This window comes from Fibrobacter sp. UWH4 (assembly GCF_900142475.1).
Taxonomy (GTDB): domain Bacteria; phylum Fibrobacterota; class Fibrobacteria; order Fibrobacterales; family Fibrobacteraceae; genus Fibrobacter.
On the sequence record NZ_FRAY01000002.1, the window covers coordinates 281331 to 304722 of the forward strand.

A 23392-nucleotide genomic window follows, 5' to 3' on the forward strand; every position below is an offset into this window, starting at 1 on the left:
AATGCAGGTTTCACGAAATAATCTGCTGTTCGTCCTATTATTTGCGGGGGGTATCATTCTACCCACCGCTATTTTGTCTTACCTGAGTTTCAGGAACATCCAGAACGAAGTTTACCTGGCACAGAAGAACTTCGACGAGAACCTCTCCGCGTTTCAAAACGAAGTCGAAGACGCTATAGAAAAAGAGCAAGCCAAGATTTACCAGGAAACAAAAGCGGCGTCGCTTTTCCTATATGAACAACCGCAGGGCCTCCTTGACTTTGGACACGCCACCGAATTCAAGTCCGTCGAAGGCATCGAAGCTATTTTCCTATTTAACAAGGGGACTCTCATCTACCCCGACCTGTCGTCGAGGAACTTCTTCAAGTCCCCCGATTTTTCGAGCAGCGTAGCAACCCCGCAATCCATCAATCTCTACCAGGAAGAAACAGCCGGTTTCAAGGATAGCCTTTCGCAGAGGATTTACCTCGCCAAGCGTTCCAAGAGTCTGAAGCCCACCAGTTTCTTTTTCGAAACCCACGACGACCAGATACAGAATTTGCTAGGACTCATCCGGTTCTACTACAAGCAGAAGAACTATGACGAAGCCCTAAAACTGCTATCGATTCTAGAAAATTCGCCCCACCAGCAAGGCTACCTGCACGCCGACCTGACCAGAGCGGTCAACCTGCTCCATTTCGAAATTCTCGTAAAGCAGCGCAAGCACCAGGAAGCGCAGGACTACTGTCTTTCTGTACTGGTCCAGTTCCTGGAGAAACAGGACATCGACGACGTATCCTCATCCAAGTTCTTCTTCGAAACAGCCTTTACACAAATCCTCTCCTTCGAAAAATTGGCCCAAGACAAACGTGAAGCCTTCTGGAACCTGCGCGAGAACTTCAACCGACAGCTGGGCTATATGGACATTCTGCACCACCACAAGGACCAGTTCCAAGAAATCCTGAATGATGTTGTATCTTCCAAGGAAGGCATTCTCTACCGCAACACCGATGACGCGACCCTATTCAAGATGTCTTACCCCTACTTGTCTGGTGACCAGGTCGTCATTGCTAAACTGGACCGCAATGCCTACAGGACTCGACTCCTGAACCGCCTCAAGACCGTCACCCAAAGTTTCAAGAATATTCCCTTCTCCATCACCGAGAAAAACGACAGCCTCATTTTAGGAAGCATTCCGAAGGACGCCCCCATTATCGGCCAGCACGAAATTTCAGAAGCCCTTGACTGGGAATTTACCTTGTACGAAAAAGACATGCAGGATATTCGCAAGGAAACTCGCCACCGGATGTTCCTGATGTACGGACTGATGCTGTTCGCGCTCATCACCGTCATTTTCGGATCCTTCTTCATGTTCCGATTCATCACGCAGGAACGCAAATTGCTCGCCATGAAGGCGAACTTCTTGTCGAGTGTGTCGCACGAGCTGAAGACGCCCCTGACCTCCATCAAGATGTTCGCCGAGATGATGGCCCGCGGAAGGCTCCAGAAAGCGGAAAAAGTACAAGAATACTCCACCCTCATCGGCAAGGAAGCATCGAGACTTGAAAACCTGATCGGCGCCATTCTCAACTACACACGTATGGAACACGGAACGGGAGCCTTCAAGTGGGAACGGCTGGATTTCTCCATTTGCGCCAAGAAAGTTTTTGACGCGGTCGAAGACATCGGTGTCGAAAAGGGCCTCACCTTCTACACGCACTTCGAGCCGAACGTTTTCGTGATGGGCGACTATACAGCCCTTTACAGCCTTGTCCAGAACCTGATCGACAACGCCATCAAATACACCGAAGCCCCGGGCGATATCACCATCGATGTCAAGAGCGAAGACGACTGGATTGTTTTCTCCGTTGCTGACACGGGTATTGGCATCGCCTCTTCGGAACAAAAAAATATATTTAATGATTTTTATAGAGTCGGTGACGAAATGACCCGAAGCACCAAGGGATCCGGGCTCGGACTTGCCACCGTCAAGAGAGTTGCAGAGACGCACAAGGCGACAATTTCACTTGTCAGCAAACCAGGAAAAGGATCGACATTCACCGTCAAGTTTAAAAGGGCAGAATAACTCATGGCACAAAACTTCAAAATACTGATCGTAGAGGATGAAGAAATCATCCGCCTCGGCCTCCAGGACAACTTCGAAATGGAAGGCTACGAAGTGGAAACGGCCTGCGACGGCGAGGAAGCCATTGCGAAATCCGACTCCTACCAGCCGCACCTGGTGCTTCTGGATTTGATGATTCCGAAAAAGAGCGGATTCGAAGTCTGCCGTTACATCAGGAACAAGCATCCCGAAACCTACATCATCATGCTCACGGCAAAAACCGAAGAAACAAGCAAGGTGGCAGGGCTTGAAATGGGTGCCGACGACTACGTGACCAAGCCGTTCTCTATCCTGGAACTGCTCGCCCGCGTGAAGGCTTTCAAGCGCCGAATAGAACCGCAGGCCAGCGCAAACACCGCCGCGGTTCCCGACGTTTTGGAATTTGCGAACATAAAGGTCGATGTCAAGAAGTTCGAGGCGACCAAGGGCGGAGTCCCGCTCGACCTCACGACCCGCGAATACCTGATACTCAAGTACTTTTGGGCCCACCGCGGGGAAGTCGTCTTGCGCGAAGACATTCTCAAGGAAATCTGGGGTTACACTGACGAAAACATGCCCTCGACCCGCACCGTAGACAACCACATCGCGAACTTGCGTCGCAAAATCGAAGACGATCTCGCCGACCCGAAAATAATCATTTCAGTCCGAGGTGCAGGATACAAGTTCGACGCATAGATATTCGGAATCCAAATTTCAGAATGAAAAGAAGAATGTTGGAAATAGGTTCTCTCGGTAATAAAATCCGCGCGGTGCTTGCAATCGTGTGGTTATGCGGCCTTGTATCCACCGCGAACGCCGAGAAGATGGAGACATCCATCCAGGAAGCCATCTACATCTTTGAGATGAAGGGGGAATCCTCGACAGCAATCAAATTGCTTGAAGACGCAGCCAACAACGGTGACGAAGACGACAAGGAAAGAGCCTATTTCTATCTCGGGAAAATCCAGGAACTCTCGGGCAACAAAGCCTCAGCCAATTTTTACTACAACCAGAGCCTGAATCGCACCACCGAAACAGGCAAGGCCTACTGGCTATCGGAACGCGAGAGCGCTACCAGCAGCCAAGCCGAGAACCTGCTCCGTACCCCGATTTCGCTAAAGACTTCCATCAGCAGGACTTTCGGCGAATCCCCGACGTTCATCCAACTTCGCGACGGAACCATCCACAAAATCGAAGACGATCGATTAGTCAAAGTTTCTCAGGAGCTCCCCGCAAACGCACAGGTCCTGACAGTAACGCCGCAGGGAGTCTGGTACCAGTCCCCCGAAAATGACAGCCTCGTTTTCAAGTCCTTCTACGCGAACAGACCTGACCGCAAATACCTCCTGGGTGGGATTATCCAATTCCTTGTCCACGAGGACAAGGCACTCGCCCAAGGAAACAACCAACTCACGCTCCTGAACAGCAAGGGGATCAAGGCGCAAATTTCGGACAAGTACAGCGGTTGCATCGCCGAAGGGTTCTACGCGCCTACAGCCGAGTTCGTTCTCAACTGTACCGACAATGCGCTCCATTTCATTTCTCCCGAAAACGGTTCTGACCGCAAGACCATCGCCCAGTTCGATGTCATCAAGAAGGTCCTTGTCGACAAGTCGCTGATATACCTGGTTTCGGGAAACTACCTCTATGGATACAATCCCAAGCAACGGACATCCCCCCTGTGGAAAGTTTCCGTCAACAATGTCGAAAGCATTGAGCCCTTCGAAAAGAACATTGCGATTCTCGAGGCTTCGGGCAAGATTACCTTCATAAGCAAGAAGAACGGTTACCCACTAGTTTCTGCACAGAGCGACGCCACGGCCATTCACCCCCTCGCCAAGGGAACCCTCGGCCTATTTTCCAGCGAAGGAACAATTATCGCGGTTGACACGATGCTTGTGCCCCTGTGGCATTTCAATTTCACCAAGCCTATCGAGCACGCCCCCATTCATACCAATGGCAATATTTACCTGGATTTCGGCGAACATAAGCTGACCGCCCTTTCGCCCCACTATTACGGCAAGAAAATCCTTCAATCGGAACTCACGGCAAGACAGGCCGGCAAACTCGTTGAAGAAGAAAACTGGGAAGAACTGCAAACTCTCCTGACCACCCTATTCAAGCAGGAACCGGGTAATGCCGAAGGTTGGTTTTTCAAGGCCCTATACCTCGAGAACCAAAACGGCAACACCCGCGACAAGCAAAAGGCCTGGTCCGAAGCGGTCCGTCTCTCGGCAAGCAACCCTCAAGTCACCCGCCTGATCCTGAGCCGCTACAGTAAAGCCATCGGGGCTAAGTTCGTCAACCAGCTACCCATTTCGCCCAAGACGCTTTACCCCCAATTCTTCAGTAGCAAGAAAAACCTCTACACCATCGATCCCGCCGCAGAGAAGCTATTTTGTTTCAACGCCGAAAATGGGGATCTCCGTTGGTCCAAGAGTATCGGAAATTTCAACAACAATCACGCCATCGACAATGACGAAAACACGCTCGTTATCGCTTCGGGCTACAACTTGTCCGTCTACGACCTAGTTCACGAAAACACGGCCCTCACGCTACAACTTCCGGGCAAGGCATTCGAAACGATGGTGACCGACAAGGCGATTTACGTATCGACCTGGAACGGATTCCTGCTTAAGATTCTGAAATCCGACTACAAGCTCACCTGGTCCCGCAAGATTTTTGCCGTTCCATTCCTACTCTCCGCTAATTCCAAGGAACTTTACGCCTGTAACTTGGAAGGGGAAATCGTATCGCTAAACGACGATTCAGGACAAACTAAAGAAGGCTCTACACGAAAGATTCCCGGACAGATTACGCACATTCTCAGCAGCGATTCCATTACAGCCGTTGCCTCCAGCGGGAACCGTCTCTACCTTATCAACCAAAACCATAAGGACACTCCCCCGCTCCAGATTTTGATGGACGACGCCATATCTTCGCTGCAACTCGTTAACGATCAAGGCGACAGAAAATTCCTGATTGGACTTGCGAACCAATCCGTGTTACTTTATACCGAATCCGGTGCTCCCCTCTGGAAATTCCACGGAGCAAATTCCGTATTCATGAAGCCCTTCGTCAAAGACGATTTGGTCTGGCTTGACCAAGGAAACGAGATTGTCGCCATTTCCCTTAAAAATGGAAAAGTAGAGCGCAAGTTCAGCACTCCTGGCGGAGCGGGACCCCCGTTCATCATGAACAAAATTCTATATAGCGCCTCGCCCAAGCGTCTTTTGTACGGATTTTCATTATAAATTCACAAAAAACGCCCTTTTTCTGTACATTTTTCTCTCTTGTAAATAATTGTTGGTGGTTTTTTTATTAAAAACACACTAAATTTAGATGTTGTACCCCAAGGGAAGGACAAGGATGAATTTGGTAACAAATAAGAATCGTTTTTCAAGAATCGCGGCAGCCTGTTTCGCTGCGGCAGGTGTACTCACACTCGCCGCCTGCAACGAAGAAAACAAGGCTACCGAGGGCAAGACCGCCACGGACTACGACCGCAGCGAAACGCTGTATATCGGAGGCTTCGACTGGGCTCCCCCGTCGACATTCAACCCCTTGGACTACGATCCGAACTTTCCTATTGACGGAAATTGCAGAATCGCTTACGAAGCGCTCTTGGCCTACAACCAGTTGAACGGTGAACTCGAACCGATGCTCGCCGACAGCTACACCAGTTCCGAGAACAGCATCACGGTTCATCTGGACCCGCGCGCCAAGTGGAACAACGGCAATCCCGTTACCGTTGACGACGTCCTTTACACCTTTAAAATTGATTCCCTGCTGCCGACTCCACGTCACGGCAACTGGAATTTCTTAAGCCAGGTCACCGACGACGGCAACAACAACATTACCTTCCACTTCGGCAAGAACAAGAACCCGCTCATCATCCTGAACGCACTTGCCGAAACCTCCATTTTGCCCAAGGCCGTATTCGAGCCGCTCATCCAGGGGGCCAAGTCCGGCAAGGGTTACAACATGAACAAGATTACCGAGTTCAAGAACGATTCCATGCCGGTATTCTCTGGTCCGTACACGCTGAAGACTTATTCTCCCGACCAGATTGTCCTGGAACGCAACGATAACTACTGGGGCAACGTCAAGTATAACGGACAAAAACCGTCGCCGAAATATATCATCCATTCCCTTTACAACGGCAACAACCACTTCAACAGTGCCATGACCAAGGGAAACCTCGACATCTCGTCCGTATTCCTGCCGCGCATTTGGGATAAGGCCCGCGATAGCATCCGCGCCTGGAGCCGCAACGAGCCCTACCACCAGCCGGGGTCCATTACAACCTTGCTGATTGCCCAGCAGCAGGCCCCCTTTAACGACGTAGCCCTACGCCGCGCCATGATGCACGCCATCAACTTCGAAAAGATCAAGGCACGCGCCGTATCCAACTACACTCCCGTGATCCAGCCGGGGTTCATTCTCCCCTTCGGAACCGAGTCCAAGTATTTCAACAAGGAAGATGCCGAGAAATACGGCTATGTCTATGACATCGAGAAAGCGAAGTCCATTTTGTCCGATGCAGGTTACAGCTGGGATGAAAGCGGTCACCTGCTCGACAAGAAGGGCAAACCCGTCCGCAGTTTTACCATCGAGTGTCCGCAAGGATGGACCGACTGGGAAGACGCCATTAAGGTTGTCGTAGGTTCCCTGAATGACATCGGACTTGCCGCCGAAGAGAAGTTCGTCGACTACAGCGTCTGGGACAAGAACCTGCGTCTGGGCACCTTCGACCTCGCTATGAAGACGCAAACCGCCGAACTTTCTGCGGCATCGCCGTGGAACCGTTTCGAGCAGGTGATGGGATCGGCCGCCTACAAGCCCGTCGGTGAAGAATCTTTCGCCAACCAGGGCCGCTACAAGAACGATGATGCAGACAAATTAATTCAGAAGATTCCCGCCATCACCGACGAGAAGGAACTGACTGAAGCCTACCGCGCCCTGAACCGCATCTTTATGGAAACGATTCCGGTTCTCCCGGTCATGTACCGCCCCACGCAGTATTACCAGTTCTCTACCAGACATTGGGAAAACTTCCCCACCGAAGAAAACCCCTACGCACCTCCGCAGAGCCTGGTTGTCGCCGCCGGCGTAAAAGCGCTCTGGTACATCAAGCCCGCGAAGTAAATTTAAATTTCGGAATTCAGAATTCGGAGTAGATTCTCTAGAATTTAATTCCGAAATTCGAGCTCGTAATTCCGAATTAAACTATATTTCTCGCGACACTTTTTAGTGGAGGTTTTTATGGGTAAATCTCGTTTTATTTTGCCTAATGCTTTTACCAGCATGAACTTTTTGCTGGGCGTCTTTGCGATCTGTTGGGTGACCGGGGCTTTTTCTTCTTTCACTAGCGCCGACCCCATCCGCACGGGAGCCTATTTCATTCTTTTAAGCGTCCTTCTGGACAAGCTGGACGGTTTTGCCGCTCGACTCGTAAACGCCAGTTCCGAGTTCGGAGCGCAGTTCGACAGCCTTTCCGACCTGATTGCCTTCGGTCTCGCTCCCGCCTTTACGATTTTCTTTGCCTACAAGACCATCGCTCCTGAATGGTTCCAGGCTAACGGAGTCCTGCTGGTAGTCACGTTCTCCATCTACGTGCTCTGTGCCGCCATGCGTCTTGCAAAGTACAACGCCTGCGACAGTGACACCTACCACCACCATTTCTCGGGCCTCCCCTCCACCTTTGCAGGTGCAATCAACGCTATCCTGATTGTCCACCTTCAGTCGCATGGATTTTTCGCAGATCAGAGCGGAATCCACATGTTCCTGCCCGTGTTCGTGATGCTGGTTACGGGCCTACTGATGGTCTGTCCGCTGTTCCTGCCCAAGCTCCAGCCGCGCAAGAACCCCATCTTCAACATTTTCCAGGCAATCCTGATCGTGATTACCTACATCTGCGGTTTCGTGTTCATTTCGGACAAGATCCCCTTTATCACCGAATACCTGCTGGTTCTCTGCACCAGCTATCTCGTCATCGGCTTCGGCATCGGCCTTGTCCAGCGCAAGAAGATTATCGCTAACGCCGAGAAGAATAAGATCGAAGAAAGGCGCTAAAGCTTTCGCCATAGCGGTCGTACAAGGCCTCTAAAGACATTCGAGGAAGTTCCAGGGTGACACACTCTGGACTTTTTCTTTCTTTGCACCAGGTTCCGAAACTTCCCGGAGTCGGATAACCGATATCGGGTTGCCACGGCAAGTTGAACGCCGCACAGAGTCGCTCGACCAAGGGCGACTTCGCGGGAGCATCGACGCAAGCAATGGGAGCATGCATCGAAAGAACCGATTCAGGAGAGAGCTTTTCGACCAAGGCTACAAGGGCCCTTGTTTCGCTTTCGCTACCGGGTGCAGTCCCAGGAGAAAGTTCCGTATCGCGAGGGGCTTCCAGAACCGACCGGCAATAGACCGCATCGGCACTCCAATTGGAGGTCGGAAAGTTGCGGTTCAAGTCGACCCCGTTCGCATTACAGCGGGTCCCAAGAGTCATGCCGTCGGGATTGGCGCAAAGCACGAACGCCACGTCTTCAAAGGGGCGTTCAAAGTCACGGAGTACACGACTCAAAAGGAACGTCGTCTCAGGTTCCTCCCCGTGGATTCCTGCAACGACAAGCAACCGACAAGCCCCTGCACAAGGAATATAGCGAAGCGCCGTTCCGAGGACCGAGCGACCGTATTCAGAGAAAGGAAGAAGAAGAGAGGAACGCATCTTAGACAAAGTACGGATAGATGTAATCTTGGGCGAGAGTTTCCAGGTTATCGAGAAGAGCCGACTTGCAGGCAATATCCGTCTTTTCGTAGAGTTTGCGGAGTTCCGCAAGAGAGAAATCCTCTAGGTACTTCCGCGATGTCGGTAAGTGCGCGATATGCCATTTTTCGGGCTGGATCTTGCCGCGACCAGGAACAAAAACCCGTTCAAATCCAAAAGATTCACCGGACGCCATCAGCTCCGTAAGCCGCTGATGGAACGGAGCGAACATCCCGTCGCACTCGGCGGGAGTCAGCTGCACTTCGTAACCTTCGGGGCAGGCATTTCCGTCGACCACATCGAGGTCGGTTCCCAGGTGGTGGCGACTTGCGCCCGGAAGCGCCGACCAAGTGAGAATCGCATACATCAGCGATTCCTCGTCGCGGGGGCGTTCCATAGGAGTACCCGTTGCATCGAGGAGCGGGAGTTTTCCCGCCGCCTTGCGATTCCAGATGGACAGCTGGCGTTCAAAGGGGCGGTATGCAGATTCCAGGCGGAGCCTGAAACCGTCGCGCGCCAACGTTTCTTTTAATTTGTTGTAAAACGAAAGAATCTCTTTATCCAGCGGACACCCTTCGATTTCGATGAAATCCGAAGATTTTGCATCGCGGAGACCAAAACAAAGTTGAGTGCTCACGGAAGTTTTCCTCCCATTTTCTGGATTAAATTTTCCCACTGTTTGACGGTCGGCTTTTTCTTGCGGTTTGATATTTTCTTCTTGGTGCAGTCTGCAGGAAGTGCGGCCGAAAGGTTCGATAGGAGCGGAGCAGGATTTGCATGAGTCCAGGCAATTGCAAGAGCATCGGAGGCATCCAGCGGAAGTTCCCCCGCCTCGATTCCGAGACGCGCAAAAATCATATTCGCCACCTGTTCCTTGGCGGCTCCACCATCACCCGTGACAGCCAGTTTGACCGCACGGGGGCTATATTCGTTAAAGGACATTCCACGGCGGCGGCAAGCCACGAGAATAGCCCCTCGGATATGCCCCAGCACCAGGGCGCTCTTTGCATTCTTCGCAAAGAACACCCCTTCCATGCTCAAAGCCTCGGGATGGTACTTGTCCAGGAGCGTTTCCAGCTCCGACACAATTTGCAGCAAGCGGTCTTCGAGGACATGCCCCGCAGGAGCGTGGAGAACGCCGTATTCCAGCACACGGGAATTTTTCGATCCTGTATCTAAAAAAGCATAGCCGGTAGTAATAGAACCGGGGTCTATCCCGAGAATAATCATGGTCTTAAAATAAAAAAAAACTAGATTATCTAATTGAAAAAAGAGGTCTCTTATGCTTATCGATCAAGAACATGCCGGAATCATCATGCGTGCAAAGACCCACCCCCGTCAGCTGGGAATTCCTCTCAGCCGTTGGGGCAGAAACCTGATTGCATGCTGCCCCTTCCATTCCCCGGAAGAAACATCCCTGTTCTTTTACGACGCCCTGGGTTACTGGCGTTACCGTTGCCTGCAATGCGGAAGCGAGGGCGACCTTGTTGAATTCGTGATGCGCAGCCGTTTCAACGGCATGGAAGAACCCGCCGCCCGAGCTGAAGCGGTAGACTTTTTAGGGACCCTCGAATCCGACCAGGGCAAGCAAACGCAGGAAGAACACCCCTGGATCAAAGAAATCGGTGGCGAAAAATCTAAAGTCCTCGAGAACTTCGTCCGTTACTGCCATTGGGCCGCTTGCAGGAGCCCTTCTTCGGCAGAGTTCCTTGCTGCACGCGGATGGAACATCGGACAGGCGCAGCTCTACGGTCTCGGCTATTATAGCGGCGATCCCGAACCGTTTATCAGCTACTGCATGATGTCGGGTATCGAGCGTCACCAGATCAGTTTCTACCTGGACAACCTCGAAGCTTACCACGAGCCGCGCATCACCATTCCCGCACGCAATTCCAAGGGGCTGATCCACTCCGTTTACGGGCGCGTCCTCGATGACACCGACAGTCCGCACCGTTACATTTCTTACGCATCGGGCCCGAGCGACATTCCTTTCAACATCCAGCCTGACATTAGCAAACCCGTGATTGTCGAAGGATTCTTCGACGCACTCACCGCCGACCTCGCCGGTATTCCGGGAGTGGTTTCGACCATGTACCAGGAACTTTCGCTGAGCCACCTTTACAAGCTCAAGGCTTGCGGTGCAGAATCGGTCACGGTCATTCTCCGTCGAGAGCTCGACCGCAGAGAACAGGAATTCCGTATCCAGAAATACCTGAAAATGGCGGAACAGCAGGATCTGCGTTTCAAATCGATTGTGCTTCCGAAGGGCGAAACCGTCGACGAAGTCGTGCGCAAGAACGGTGCCGACCAGTTGATTTCGCTCGTTGCCCAGACCGAAGAGGACACGGTGCATACCCACCGTCGTTCTATGCTGTTGCAGGACATCAAGGAAAACTTTGATACCGCCATGGGATGTCCTCCGGACGTCAGCGTCGGATACGCACTCAACACTTTCCCGAAACTCACGCAGGAAATTGACGGTATCCAGTCAGGCTGTTTCTACGTTTCGTCCAAGCCGTTCGGTCTCAAGACTACGCTACTCTCCAGTTTCGCTCTCGACCTGCTCCAGAGCAACCCGAAACTGAAACTGATCTACGTTGCACTTGAAACTCCGCGCCGCCAGATTTTCGACAGGCTCGTCGCCATGCTTATCGGTGAATCGGTATTGACCGTTCGCAAGCAAAGCGAAGACGAAGCGGTGAACCAGAAGATTCTGGAAGCAACCCGCGACCTGATGGCATTCGTGCGCAACAACCGACTGGAAATCTGGGAAGACCAGCCCGCGTTCGACAACCAGGAACTGCTGAACACCCTGAAAGAAGAAGTCAGGGAACACCCGAACCTAGTCGTCATCATCGATGGAATTGACCATCTGAAAGTTTCGGACCATGTGGACCTTTCGGACATTCACGAACGCCGTTCCTCTGTTGTCCTGGATCTTTACAAGGCGCTCGACATACCCATCTTTGTTGGCGGCGAGCTCGTCGACTCGGAACAGGGACTTGTCGGACCCAGAGCATACCTCCGCGATTCCGATGCCATTTACTGGCTTGAATCCAAGGGCGGCAACCTGTTCCTCACCGTAGATTCCAAGCGTCTTGGCAACAATCAGCTGTACCAGGGAACACTCTCCATCGATCCGCTTTCGAACAGGATGCAGGAAGAGCCCTGGAACATCGAGAATAACGGCTAGTAATGTTTACTATCGTCGATTTCAACAACTTCTGGAGCCCCTCCGGCGGAGGCGTCCGACGGTACCACCTACAAAAGATGGCGTTTTACGAGAACTTATCTTCGGAAACAACAGACCAGGTTCTTTCCGTGTTCGTGATGCCGGATTCCAAGACCTTTACCGAAAAAAGAAGCGAAAGCCTGATTATCGAACATGTCGAGGCATTTCGTTTTCCGGGTAAATGGGAATACCGCTTTATTTGGAAACCGTCGCAAATTGAGCCTGTCCTTGCCAAATACAAGCCTCAAGTCATCGAAGTCGGTTCGCCCTACCTGCTCCCGACCGTGGTTCGCAGGGCCGCCAAAAAGATTGTCCCCGAAGCCGTCTTGCTGAGTTTTTGGCATGCGGATTTCCCGATTACCTACGTGCAGCGCCCCGTCACGAATAAGTTCGGCAAGGCACTCGGCAATCTGAGCAAGAACGTCGCTTTCTGGTACGCTCGTCAGGAATTCAGGCATTTCGACGGCATCCAAGTTTCCTGCAACGAAGTCTTGAAGCGGCTCGACAGGCACAAGCTTCCGACAAGCCACTGGATTCCGCTCGGTTGCGACATCCAGATGTTCTCGCCCGCCAAACGTGACGAAACTTTGGTTCAAAAACTGAAAGACGGCAAACCCGACAGGCTTACGATCTTCTTCCCGCACCGGTTCTGCGAAGAAAAAGGAATTGAGCTTTTACTCGGCGCCTACCCCATTCTCTGCGAAAAACTCGGATGCGAACCGGCACTCGTCTTTGCTGGTACGGGACCGTACTTGACTCAAGTGCAGGAAGCCGTTGAAAAATATCCGCACATCCAATACGCGGGATTCATTTCGTCCATCGACGAAATGGCGAGGCATTACGCGAGCGTTGACCTCGGACTCGCCCTTTCAGGCTGGGAAACCTTCGGACTTTCGATTCTCGAAAGTATGGCCTGCGGCAATGCGCAGATCGGTGCCTCGACGGGAGCCGCAGCCGAACACATCCGCGAATCTGGAGCGGGAGTTGTCTTGAAGGAACGCACTCCACAGGCGCTCGCCGACGCCATCGTCGAACTATACCATTCCGACATGGCCACGATGAAACAGAACGCTCGCGCCTATGCCGAAAAATTCAGCTGGGCAGACTGTTTCAAGCGCCAGCTAGAACTTTACAAGCTCATTTACAACCAAAAGAGGAAAAAATGATTCGTCATATCGTATTCTGGAAATTGAAAGCTGAAGCCGAAGGCGCCACCGCCAAGGAAAACGGACAGAAAATGGTCGACGCCTTCCATGCGCTCGCAGGAAAGATCCCAGGCCTGTTGAGCATTGAATCGGGCCTGAATTTCAACAAGGCCGAAACCGGTAACGGCGACATTGAATACGATGTAGCCCTCGACACCACATTCCATACCAAGGCAGCCCTCGACATCTACCAGAACCACCCAGAGCACCTCGCCATCGTCACCTTCGTCAAGAAGGTCGTGACCGAGCGCCGCGCCGTCGACTTTGAATTTTAAGCAAGAAGATACTAGCTACCTAAGACGGCGCCTTGGGTGCCGACAGGATTCATCCACAGAAAACTTATGATGAAATCGATCGCATACTTACTGAAGGCCGTTGGGAAAGGTCTTGCCCCATTGCAAAACCTTGTACTCATTTCGCTTGCGGCGTGGTTTACGCACATTCTGCTCCGCGTAATGCTCCTGTTCCGAAGCAACCCCTATGGATTCCCGTTCGTATCGAAACCGGACTGGTTCATTTTCCATGCGGTATGCATCGACTTCATGTGGATTGCGAATGCGCTCGTCGTATTCCTGATTCTTGGCGGAATCGCCCTGCGCATCGCGGGCGGCTCCAAGGGAATCGGGAGTAATGGAGCTGTCGGAACAAAAGGAAAAACGGTCGCGAAAGTCACCACCGTTCTCTATGCGGTCTTCCATACCGTCATTCTTTTATTGACACTACTCGACAACGAAACGCAGCGATTCCTGGGCGGGCACCTGACATTCGGTCTCGTGGACACCTACAAGGACACCTCTTCTATCATCGTGTTCTACGACTACGTGGCAAACGACCTGTCCGTACCCTACTTGCAGTTCGTCGTGCTTGCGCTGATGCTTCCGCTGACTTACGGAATCTACAAGCTACTTTGCAGATGGTATCGCCCTACCGAAGGTTTCTACATCAAGAAATCCGTCATTGCGATGCTCGTATTCTACATTGCCTCTTACTCGTACGTTTACTTTATATGGACTGGCAGTTCCCGTATGGATAAACTCCGTCCGGTTGTATCGCTGATTTACAACGACCTGTTCGCAGCAAAAAGGGCCCCCGGACTTTCCGAAGCAGACTTGAGCGCCTACAAAACCGCCTACCAAAACCTGTGGCAACAAGTCGAAGGTGATTCCAACTGGACTTTCTCCGATGCCAAGGAAGGAAATGCTCTCCCGCTCTACCGTGTCCCTAGCACAGAACTTGTGAACAGCGAAAAACTTGCCGCCCAGCGCGAGATGAAGCCGAACTTCATCCTGGTCCTCATGGAATCACAGCGGGGGCTCAACACGGGCTACATGAATCCACAAATTCAACCTAGCCCAACACCCTTCATGGATTCACTCGCCGCCCATTCTCACGTGTGGATGCGCATGCATACGAGCGGAGTCCCCACAACAGGCGGAGTCCTTTCAACGCATATCGGCATTCCCCACCACTCCCGCCTTCAGCAAGCCACCGACCTGGCCCACGTAACCCTACCGAGTTTCGTCTCGGTCCTCACCGAAAACGGATACAGCACGCATTACATGTCGGCAGCGGACCCCGCCTGGGATAACTTGGGCGTGTGGATGGCAAAGTGGTACACCGCGCAGCACTACAACCGCAATCGCGAGGATGACTCCACCTTCATGGACAATGCCATCGAATACGTGCGCGACACCCTCGCCAAAGAAGGCAAGCCCTTCCTCGCGACCCTCATGACCCGTTCCAACCACTATCCGTTCAACTTTGCTGCAGGCATGACCGACGAAGAAAAGAACCGACCGTTGCAGGAACGCATCAATGTGACCATGGGTTACGCCGACAGACAACTCGCCCGCTTTATCCGCGCCGTCGAAAACGAGGAATGGTACAAGAACACCTATGTCATCATCATGGCGGACCACGGATTCCCCCTGGGCGAAAATGGCGTCTCAACGATGAGCGGCGGCGGTTTTTCGAACATCAGCTGGATTCCGTTCTTTATTCACGGAAAAGGGCTGGACGCCGTTCGCGACACGACAACCGCAGCACAAATTGACATTGCTCCCACCGTACTTGAACTTGCCGGACTTGCAGTACCGAACATTTTTATGGGACATAACTTGTTAAGAGGGGATAGCGCCGGGCTTTCCCTCGGGGCTTACTCGGGCGGATATGCGGCCATCGGGCTTAACGGCTATCGCCTTATCGCAAAGTTCCCCGCCAAGCAAGAAACTCATCTTTTCGCAGACGATGACTTGCGTCAAGAAAACGAACTCACGGGAAAACTTTCAGAAGTTGAAAGTCGCCTGTCGGGATACCTCGACACTTTGCTCAAAATTTCAGATTACTCGCTCGAACACGGGCTTTAAATCTTAAGTGCGTTACCGGCGCTTCTGCAATTCTCCAAGAAGACGCATCCAATTTTCCCCGATTTTATCCGGGGTGAAATCATGGGAACGCTTCCACCCGTTTTCTTGGACTTGCCTGCGGTAACCTTCGTCCTCGATCATTCTCGAAAGGGCACCTGCCAGAGCCTCTTCGTTCTCGCACTCCACACATAAGCCTTGAGAATCGTCCTGGATGATTTCCCTCTGACGGCCCTTATAATCGCAGGCGATACAGGCTGCCCCCTGCGACATGGCTTCGATGAGAACCATACCGAAACCTTCGTAGCGGCTACTGAGAACGAATATTTCGGAATCACTGAAGAAATCCTTGATATTCAGATGGAATCCGGAAAGGATGACTCTATTTTCTAAGTGTTTTTCGGCAATAAGACCTTCCAAATACTGGCGTCCGGTTTCACCTTCGCCGGCAATTTCTACAACCCAGTCAGGATATTTTTCCTGGACTTTCGCCCATGCCTTGATGAGAATGTCAAAACCCTTGCAGTGCCAGATATTCAGCCGTCCGGCAGCAAGAATTCGCTTTTTTCTGTTGACGCGGATCGATTCAGCAGGCTGCATCGAAAGGGGGTTCGGCATCACCTCCGTTCTCCGGAACTTCTTGACGACGATATCGTAGTCCGTTTTTGTCAAAACAGTAACGCAATCGTAAACGGCGTTGAAGTAGAACTTGAGAAGATACGGGAAAAGATGCCTTTGGGAATAAGGATTCTTTTCAAAGGAACTGTGGTCTGACGAAATGATGATTTTATGGAGTCCCAAGGCGGCCAGATAGGTGTAAAATGTAGAATCCGGCATTATTCCGATAATGATATCGGGATTTTCCTTTTTTATGGTTCGACGAAGGCTAAAAATCTTCAAGGGAAAATAATGACGGAAACAAGGGAGAATTTGAACATTCTCTTCGATAGGATAAAAATCGGATATGTCGTTTCGTCCCTTGTTACTGACGAAAAAAATTTCGTGTCCCATTCGAGAAAACTGATTAGCGAGTTGTACCGCCACATTTTCCCCGCCACCGCGGGCGATTCGGTTAAGAATAATCATTATTTTCATAAAAGTAAATCTAGTAAAAACGAGTGTCCACGCCAATATTTTATATATTTTGTCTATGACTACAAAGAAATCCTTGCAAGAAAAATTTTCAGCATGGTACATTCCGCTGATCTGTAAGCATCAATTCAAAGCTCTGGCATTCTATTTCCTGCTTGCGGCACTATGTGCATTCCCCATCTTCGTTAAACCCGGCCTTCGATTGGACGCAGACCTTTCTCACTTGCTGCCCGACGAAACACCGAGCGTCCTCGCCCTACAAGAATCCTACCAGCGTTTTGGTAGCACAGACCGCTTTACAATCGCCATTCAGAGCGAAGACCCTGAAATCGTGGCGGCAATGCAGGATTCCATCGAGAACTATATTCATTCCCGTTGGCAAGGCGACTTCGTCTCAACGCAAAAAGACGAAGACAACCAATTCTTCAAGGACAACGCCCTTCTTTATTTGCCCGTATTCCATTTGGAGCGCATCCGTAACAACCTGGAAGATCTTCAGTTGGAAATCGGCCGAAAGAACGGCCCACTCGTTGTGGACTTGTTGGGAGACGCTCCTGCGGAAACTACCGAAAAGAAAGAACGCATCTGGTTCGACGAAAATCTGCCGCAGGAGCTCGGCCTTCCGGACGAAGCCATTGGAGCTTTTGCCTCTTTCATTATAAAAGCCAAGCTTGGTTCCGAACAGGACCAAAAGGATGAATGGCATCCGAAAGACCCTGTACCGGCCCACCTGAAATCACGTCTCATCGGTTGCCCGCACCCAGACAGCACGGGAAAAATCCTGTTCAACGGCGTTGTGAACGCAAAACTCATCAAGCCGTCTACGGATTACGAATTTGTCACCCACATTCTTGCACGCACGGATTCCCTACTCCAGCATTTCAACGGAAAAACTTTCGCCATTCCCACCCGTTTTACCGTAGACGGTACATACGAAGGACTTAAGGAAGTTGACGAAGTCGCCAACGACAGTATATTCTCCTTTGGCATCAGCCTGGTTTTGATCATCCTTCTGACATCCTATTTCTTTAGAGGAATCAAGGGGCCGATTCTTGTAACCAGCTCCGTGCTGTACGCCTGCATTCCGACATTCGCTTTCACAGCCGTGTTCTACGGCAAGCTGAATCCGTTTACGGTCTTTGTGGCCTCCATCATCCTGGGAATTGGTATCGACTATTCCATCCACATGTTAGGAACCGCCCAGAAACTGTTGCGCGAGAAGGCCTCTCTGGAAGAAGTCCTTGAAGAAGCCCAAAAGCGTATGCTCAAGCCGTTTATCTTGGCAAGCTTCACCACTATCGCAGCATTCCTCACCTTGCTTGCGGCACATTTCAAGGGTTTCTACGAATTTGGCGTTGTAGCATCGGCAGGTGTTTTCTTCAGTATGCTCACCTCCATCTTGGTGCTCCCGGTATTCATCAAGTGCATGGGAGGCATTCCCAAGGCTCCGGACAACAGTTTCTTCCCGAAAGCCTGGACAGAAGCCAAAATTTTCAAGTTCTTCAAGGTCGCCGCCATTATCGGCTTTATTCTTGGCGCCATTTCCCTCTATTTCGCCCCACAAGTGGATTTCGAGCATAACCTTAAGAACCTTCGCCGAGCCTCTACGGTCAAGACGGTCCAGCACAACAAGATTTCCACTAAAGTGACCCGTGCAAGCTACAAGGCCAAGACCTCCACGCCGGCCGCAGTCATGGGCTCCAAGGTCTCACAGCTCGACCGCCTCTACGACACGCTGATGTATCGACTCAATGTGGAAAAGGATTCCATGTTGGGCAGCTTTATAACGCTCAAGAGTTTCATTCCGCCCAAGGATTCGCAGGAAGCGCGTCTTGAAATCATCGAGGAAATCCGCGACCTGGTGGAGGCTCGCGTATTTGACCGAGCCGAAGGAGAAGATTCCGTCAACATTGCCAATTTAAGAAAACTGGCCATGGTCGAAAGGACCTTTGCGCCAGAAGATCTTCCCAGCTGGATTCTAGATATCGTTCGCGAAAAGGACGGATCCTACGGCAAGATTGGCTTTATCTACGGAGACTTCCCCAGCTGGGACGCAAAGGCGCTCCACCGTTTCCAGGAACGTTACGGGCACTGGAATTTTGACGGCGAAAAACTCCGCACCTTCTCGTCGCAGTTTATTCTTTCCGATGTGATTTCTTCCGTGAAAGAAGACAGTTTCAACTTGGCGATCGTAATCATTCTCGTTATTTTCGGCACACTTCTCATCTCGTTCAGAAAGCCGAAGATTTTCCTTGTGGGTTGCATTCCCTTCGGCATGGGCATTCTCCTTACCTTAGGATTGCTAGGGTTCCTCAACGGGACGTTCGACTACGGCAAGATAAGCATTTATAATGTGATTGTGATTCCTATGACATTGGGTATCGGTATCGACGCCACGATTCACCTGGTGACTGCCTGGAATTCCGACAAGACCATGACTCTTCGCCGATTGATGGATACAACGGCACGAAACGTGATGGCCAGCTCCTTGACGACTATTGCCGGTTTCGTGGGATTCCTCTTTACCACCCACAAAGGATTGAAGGGAATCGGAGACCTTGCCTGCATGAGCATTTTCATTTTCCTGATTGCAAGCATTATATTCTCGATGTTCCTGTGCGGCAAGATCCTTAAGAAGGAGTAGTCGCGTGAAGTTCATCGAGCTATACCGTAGCATCATGCAAGGTGTCTGGAACATCGGCTTTGTCGAAAACACCTTGGATGGAGTCATCGACGGCGAACCCTTGAAAATCAGGTGGCTGGAACATGAATGCAGGGACCGCTGGTTTGCCGACCCCTTCATTCTCGATGTTACGGACGACAAGATATACGTCTTGGTGGAAGAATACTACTATCCCCATAAACGGGGACGCCTTGCGATGCTCACGGTGGACAAGGCAAGCAACAAGCTCCTTAAAGTGGATACAATCCTGGAATTGGATTCGCATCTCAGCTTTCCGGCCATTATCCGCAGGGACGGCAAGATCCTCGTCTACCCTGAAAATTTCAAGGGTGGTGGCCTGAAACTATACGACTTGGATCTAGAAAAACCCGCCTTGGTAAACGCAAGGCCTATCAGCGAAGCGCTCCTGACAGATGCGATTTATACGGAACTATTCGGCAAGAAGCAGATTTATTCTACGGAAATTCCTGATCCAAACGGTTCCACTTTAGGCGTGTACGAAACAGACGATGCCGGAAAGTATGTCAAGGTGAAGGAATATCACTTTCCCGAAAAAATTGCCAGAAATGCCGGAGACTGGTTCGAATATAAAGGAAAGAAATACCGCCCCGCCCAGGAAAGCAATACTGAATACGGCCACGGCATATCCTTCCAGCAAATCGAGGAAACACCGGACGGTCTCGAATTCAAGGAATTGTGGAGAAAGTCATCTCCGCACCCGACGATGAAGGTCGCGTTCCATACATTCAACATGTACAAGGGCGTCATGGTCGTCGATTGCCGTGGCTACCGCTACAAGGTAGCTGCCGGCATAATCAACTTCTTTAGGCGCCTGTTCGTAAAAGAATAAATCAGAAAAACAACGCCCAAGGCCGCCACTCTACGGCATCATGATGTCGTTGCGGAGTACGGAACGTACGGCTTTTGCCGCCCCGACCGCCCTCTTTTTCCATTCGAGATCGGCGGGTTCTGTCGTAATCGTATAAGGGCTTTCGCCACCAGCTGCAGCACGGTAAACATCCTCGTTTTCGAGGCCGCCTACTAGCACGTGGTCCCGGAATCCCAAGTAGTAGGAGTTCTGGGAGAAGAATACCGAAGGCTGTCCTGCGGGGCGTTCCTGAGTCAGCAAGTCATACCCCCAGAAATGGTTCGGTTCGCGTACCTGCGCAAGATCAAAGATCGTGGGGCCCAAATCCAGTTGCGAGGCCACATCTTCACGCACCGTAAGACCGTTAAAGAGAGCAGAATCCGCCGAGAAAATTCCGATAAAAATCTGGGAAGCCGACAGTCCCAACGGTTGCGGCACCAGATAATCCACTGAATCCACGGGAGTATCGTGGTCTCCCAAAATAAACACCACCGTGTTTTCAAAATCGGGACGGGTCGAAAGAGCATCAAAGAATCGCCCAAGTTGCTTGTCGGTATAACGAACCGCATTACGATAACGCACCATGGCATCGTCAGGCTTTTCCGCAAAGGCTTCCGGATAGTTGTGGAACGGAATATGGGAGGAAATCGTATTGAAAACAAGAAGCCACGGGCTATCCGTCGGCAGGCTTTTCAGCAGTTCCATAGCCCTATCCGCACCTAAACTATCAACAGTGCCCGCAACAGTCACCTCTTGAGGCAAGAACCAGTTCTTGCCGAAGAACTTTTCGATAAAGGGTAACGTGTGGTCGAAAATCGGATTCGATACCGTCATATACTTTTTTTGATAATTTGTCAGGAACTCCGGCCATCCCTTGAACTTGTTTGCTGCATAAAAGCTGGGAACATCGCGGTTCGGATGTGAGGGGAAACCCATATAGGTCGCCATTGTGCCGCGCACCGTAGGATAGCCTCCGCTAAAGGCGTGCTTGAACCAGAGGCCACCTCCGAGACTTTTTCCTGTAGAGTCCTTGGCGTAATAACCGCCATTAGCCAGCTTAAATATGTTGGGTGCAAAGGTCGTGTCCCCATCGAGCATCTTGTTGAATACGCGACCCTTGAACGATTCGCCCATGATGAACACGATGTTATAAGGCTTCTTCGCCTTGTATTCATGTGTCGGGGCACTGCGATACATCGGAAGATCCAGGGCGTGTGCGCGACCCGCAACGAAATCCTTTGATAAAAAGGCATCCAAGTCGCCAACCAGCTCATCGGTGATTTTAGTATTGTCGTGGAAAAACTCAAAAGTTTCCACCGCCGCGATATGGAGTATCGGAGCGGTAAGCGTATGCTTGCCTAAGGTGAAACGCATTTCCACCTTCGTGTGAATCACCGGAATTTCAATCCACCCGCGGGCACCCGTAAGGAACAACACCAGAGGAGTGAGCGACAACGCCATACCGACAGCGAACATCGTCCAGGGGACTTTTCTGGATTCCGGTTTCCAGGGACCCTTGCTATTGTCGAGGACTTGCGTACGACGGCGCGCACGCAGACGAAGCGTGTACGCAACAACAAAGGCAATTCCCCCGGCAAAACAGAGTCCGACCATCGACAACCAAAGAACCGTTCCGAGTAAATCACCGCCCAGAGTCGAAATCGTGGTGGCATCGGTAATGTTCGAAATATGGAAATACGTGCGCAAGAACGAATAGGAAAGACGCTGGTGCGAAAAGCGAAATACATCGTAGTCCACAATCGCTACGAAGAAATACAGCGCATAGAAAACAGCTAGTCCGCGGGGCGCTCGGGCAAATCCAAAGAGGCCCGCCATCGCAAGGATGGCTCCAAACGCCATAAAAATCTGCCAAAGCGTTTTACCTTCGAACATTTCGGACATCGAAAGTCCGAGCGGGTCGGGCAAGGTGTAGAAAAATTCCAACAGAACACTCTGCACCAACAGGGCGACAAGCGCCAAAGCAAGGTAAGGATTTTTCAGCAAACGCACATAGACTCCTTGAATATAAAACTAGCGAACGACTCGATTATCCTTTCCCAGCAACGTTCCCAAAATTCTCAGAGGGAACACGAGGAACGGCATTTTCTTGTAAATCCACGCAAGCGATTTGGCGAAGGCGTAGCTGCGGATAATGTAGGCGCCTGCGGCCCCCACCTTGCGGGTCTGGAATTCAAATTCTTCCTTGGCGTGGGCAATCACGTCGTCATAGTATTCGTTGATGGAAATGCTCTTGTCGGCATTGACCTTCACCGGAATGTTCTTAAGATTCGTGTAGAAGTCCTTGCGCAAAATTTTCGGCAAGAACAGGTCCATGCTGGCAGGCACCTTGTGGCCGCGAGTATCGATGATTCGCGAACCGAAGAAATGCAACACCTTCGCCGTCGGCAGGAACCTGTTGCCGTAAGCCAGCTGGCAGTTCCAGCCGCCAGGCATTTTTTTGGTGATGTAATTAAACTTGAAGTTCGTCTCGGCGAGGCTCGCCATGTCGTAGGGGAAATTCTTGGACACGCAATAGAGCCACAGCTCATGCCAAGTTTCGAAGAATTTGCGTGCTTCGGGAGTGTCTGCTGCAAACATCACGCCCCCGTTAAAGATTTCGTCGTTCAGAATCGGCGAGAAGCCCATCATCTTCGCGTTATTCAAGATCTTCTTGCGGTTGATGGCCTTCGAAAGGTTAGTGTGAAAGTCCAGCACCGCATAAATGCCGCCCTTCCATTCTTCGGGAATCGAAAGGTCTCCCACAATGGCGATGTCGGAATCCATGTACAGGAAATCACCGTCAACCACGTTGCGCATCACCGTCTTCAGGTAGCGCGACCGCAACATCGGTGTGAATTTTTCATCAAGAGTCAACACCTTGAGTTCATCCACAGCGTCCTTCAAAACTGCGCGCGGGCCAACCAAGGTTTCCGCCGTCTTGTCGTCGGTCAAGAGCGTCACGAACGCGCCAGGGTTATGCACACGCAGCGAGGCGATTGCCACCAGCGTCTGTTCGCAAAAAAAATCCTTCGGGGAACTGGTCAGAACAAAAAGGTATTTGGTCATATGTCTAATATATAAAATTGCTTCAGATGATAAACGT

General features: G+C 51.3%; 17 protein-coding genes. 11 read left to right on the forward strand and 6 right to left on the reverse strand.

All coding sequences use genetic code 11. The features are described from left to right. Window position 1: 1 nt before the first annotated feature. From BUA93_RS04040 to BUA93_RS04060, 5 genes are all read left to right on the forward strand, one after another. Window positions 2-2065 (forward strand): sensor histidine kinase, encoded by a 2064-nt coding sequence (locus tag BUA93_RS04040; protein WP_072977649.1) that lies wholly within the window; start codon window positions 2-4, stop codon window positions 2063-2065. Window positions 2066-2068: 3 nt separating this feature from the next. Continuing rightward, complete coding sequence (locus BUA93_RS04045) at window positions 2069-2779, forward strand: response regulator transcription factor (RefSeq protein ID WP_072977651.1); 711 nt, start codon at window positions 2069-2071, stop codon at window positions 2777-2779. Between the two features lie 23 nt (window positions 2780-2802). Next, entirely contained in the window at window positions 2803-5337 is a 2535-nt protein-coding gene (locus tag BUA93_RS04050; protein WP_139257745.1) for a PQQ-binding-like beta-propeller repeat protein, read from the forward strand. Window positions 5338-5452: 115 nt separating this feature from the next. Further along, a complete protein-coding gene (locus BUA93_RS04055) occupies window positions 5453-7231 on the forward strand; it encodes an ABC transporter substrate-binding protein (RefSeq protein ID WP_072978095.1) in 1779 nt (592 codons plus the stop codon). A gap of 117 nt (window positions 7232-7348) precedes the next feature. Then, entirely contained in the window at window positions 7349-8158 is an 810-nt protein-coding gene (locus BUA93_RS04060) for a CDP-alcohol phosphatidyltransferase family protein (protein ID WP_072977655.1), read from the forward strand. On the opposite strand, the gene mpaA is transcribed toward BUA93_RS04060, so the two are convergent. From mpaA to ruvC, 3 genes are read right to left on the reverse strand one after another with little or no spacing between them, the layout of a single operon-like run. Next, window positions 8121-8807 (reverse strand): murein tripeptide amidase MpaA, encoded by a 687-nt coding sequence (gene mpaA / locus BUA93_RS04065; protein ID WP_072977656.1) that lies wholly within the window; start codon window positions 8805-8807, stop codon window positions 8121-8123. The genes BUA93_RS04060 and mpaA overlap by 38 nt on opposite strands. 1 nt (window position 8808) lies before the next feature. Continuing rightward, on the reverse strand, window positions 8809-9483 hold the full coding sequence (locus BUA93_RS04070) for a M15 family metallopeptidase (RefSeq protein ID WP_139257747.1): 675 nt from the start codon (window positions 9481-9483) through the stop codon (window positions 8809-8811). Then, window positions 9480-10076 carry a crossover junction endodeoxyribonuclease RuvC gene (gene ruvC / locus BUA93_RS04075; RefSeq protein WP_072977660.1) on the reverse strand — a complete coding sequence of 199 codons (597 nt, stop codon included), beginning with the start codon at window positions 10074-10076 and terminating at the stop codon, window positions 9480-9482. Before ruvC ends, BUA93_RS04070 begins: the two co-directional genes overlap by 4 nt. Before the next feature lie 52 nt (window positions 10077-10128). Between ruvC and BUA93_RS04080 the strand changes: the two genes are divergently transcribed. The 4 genes from BUA93_RS04080 to BUA93_RS04095 all read left to right on the forward strand — a co-directional run bounded on the left by BUA93_RS04080 (window position 10129) and on the right by BUA93_RS04095 (window position 15649). Further along, on the forward strand, window positions 10129-12039 hold the full coding sequence (locus tag BUA93_RS04080) for a CHC2 zinc finger domain-containing protein (RefSeq protein ID WP_072977662.1): 1911 nt from the start codon (window positions 10129-10131) through the stop codon (window positions 12037-12039). Between the two features lie 2 nt (window positions 12040-12041). Continuing rightward, window positions 12042-13244 (forward strand): glycosyltransferase, encoded by a 1203-nt coding sequence (locus tag BUA93_RS04085; RefSeq protein WP_072977664.1) that lies wholly within the window; start codon window positions 12042-12044, stop codon window positions 13242-13244. Then, window positions 13241-13558, forward strand: a complete 318-nt coding sequence (locus BUA93_RS04090; RefSeq protein WP_072977666.1) for a Dabb family protein — start codon at window positions 13241-13243, stop codon at window positions 13556-13558. The genes BUA93_RS04085 and BUA93_RS04090 overlap by 4 nt, the downstream gene beginning before the upstream one ends. Window positions 13559-13624: 66 nt before the next feature. Beyond that, window positions 13625-15649, forward strand: a complete 2025-nt coding sequence (locus BUA93_RS04095; protein WP_072977667.1) for an LTA synthase family protein — start codon at window positions 13625-13627, stop codon at window positions 15647-15649. A 12-nt stretch (window positions 15650-15661) separates the two neighbouring features. On the opposite strand, the gene BUA93_RS15840 is transcribed toward BUA93_RS04095, so the two are convergent. Continuing rightward, window positions 15662-16843 (reverse strand): glycosyltransferase family 4 protein, encoded by a 1182-nt coding sequence (locus BUA93_RS15840; RefSeq protein WP_139257749.1) that lies wholly within the window; start codon window positions 16841-16843, stop codon window positions 15662-15664. Here BUA93_RS15840 and BUA93_RS04105 point away from each other — a divergent pair. Both BUA93_RS04105 and BUA93_RS04110 read left to right on the forward strand, forming a co-directional pair. Beyond that, window positions 16797-19382 carry an MMPL family transporter gene (locus tag BUA93_RS04105; RefSeq protein ID WP_072978097.1) on the forward strand — a complete coding sequence of 862 codons (2586 nt, stop codon included), beginning with the start codon at window positions 16797-16799 and terminating at the stop codon, window positions 19380-19382. The two genes, BUA93_RS15840 and BUA93_RS04105, sit on opposite strands and share 47 nt — an antisense overlap. 4 nt (window positions 19383-19386) lie before the next feature. After that, window positions 19387-20271 (forward strand): glucosamine inositolphosphorylceramide transferase family protein, encoded by an 885-nt coding sequence (locus BUA93_RS04110; RefSeq protein ID WP_083597112.1) that lies wholly within the window; start codon window positions 19387-19389, stop codon window positions 20269-20271. Window positions 20272-20301: 30 nt separating this feature from the next. Here the strand turns inward: BUA93_RS04110 and BUA93_RS04115 are convergent, their stop codons facing one another. Then, window positions 20302-22299 (reverse strand): LTA synthase family protein, encoded by a 1998-nt coding sequence (locus tag BUA93_RS04115; protein ID WP_254793839.1) that lies wholly within the window; start codon window positions 22297-22299, stop codon window positions 20302-20304. A gap of 21 nt (window positions 22300-22320) precedes the next feature. Continuing rightward, window positions 22321-23355 (reverse strand): glycosyltransferase family protein, encoded by a 1035-nt coding sequence (locus tag BUA93_RS04120; protein WP_072977671.1) that lies wholly within the window; start codon window positions 23353-23355, stop codon window positions 22321-22323. Window positions 23356-23392: the final 37 nt, after the last annotated feature.

What these genes read in the sequence shown, in the direction of transcription:
- BUA93_RS04095 (WP_072977667.1), top strand. Translation starts at nt 13,625, where the DNA reads ATGATGAAATCGATCGCATACTTACTGAAGGCCGTTGGGAAAGGTCTT.
- BUA93_RS04090 (WP_072977666.1), top strand. Translation starts at nt 13,241, where the DNA reads ATGATTCGTCATATCGTATTCTGGAAATTGAAAGCTGAAGCCGAAGGC.
- BUA93_RS04060 (WP_072977655.1), top strand. Translation starts at nt 7,349, where the DNA reads ATGGGTAAATCTCGTTTTATTTTGCCTAATGCTTTTACCAGCATGAAC.
- BUA93_RS04055 (WP_072978095.1), top strand. Translation starts at nt 5,453, where the DNA reads ATGAATTTGGTAACAAATAAGAATCGTTTTTCAAGAATCGCGGCAGCC.
- BUA93_RS04080 (WP_072977662.1), top strand. Translation starts at nt 10,129, where the DNA reads ATGCTTATCGATCAAGAACATGCCGGAATCATCATGCGTGCAAAGACC.
- BUA93_RS04040 (WP_072977649.1), top strand. Translation starts at nt 2, where the DNA reads ATGCAGGTTTCACGAAATAATCTGCTGTTCGTCCTATTATTTGCGGGG.
- BUA93_RS04045 (WP_072977651.1), top strand. Translation starts at nt 2,069, where the DNA reads ATGGCACAAAACTTCAAAATACTGATCGTAGAGGATGAAGAAATCATC.
- mpaA (WP_072977656.1), bottom strand. Translation starts at nt 8,807, where the DNA reads ATGCGTTCCTCTCTTCTTCTTCCTTTCTCTGAATACGGTCGCTCGGTC.
- BUA93_RS04120 (WP_072977671.1), bottom strand. Translation starts at nt 23,355, where the DNA reads ATGACCAAATACCTTTTTGTTCTGACCAGTTCCCCGAAGGATTTTTTT.
- ruvC (WP_072977660.1), bottom strand. Translation starts at nt 10,076, where the DNA reads ATGATTATTCTCGGGATAGACCCCGGTTCTATTACTACCGGCTATGCT.
- BUA93_RS04085 (WP_072977664.1), top strand. Translation starts at nt 12,042, where the DNA reads ATGTTTACTATCGTCGATTTCAACAACTTCTGGAGCCCCTCCGGCGGA.
- BUA93_RS15840 (WP_139257749.1), bottom strand. Translation starts at nt 16,843, where the DNA reads ATGTACCATGCTGAAAATTTTTCTTGCAAGGATTTCTTTGTAGTCATA.
- BUA93_RS04105 (WP_072978097.1), top strand. Translation starts at nt 16,797, where the DNA reads ATGACTACAAAGAAATCCTTGCAAGAAAAATTTTCAGCATGGTACATT.
- BUA93_RS04050 (WP_139257745.1), top strand. Translation starts at nt 2,803, where the DNA reads ATGAAAAGAAGAATGTTGGAAATAGGTTCTCTCGGTAATAAAATCCGC.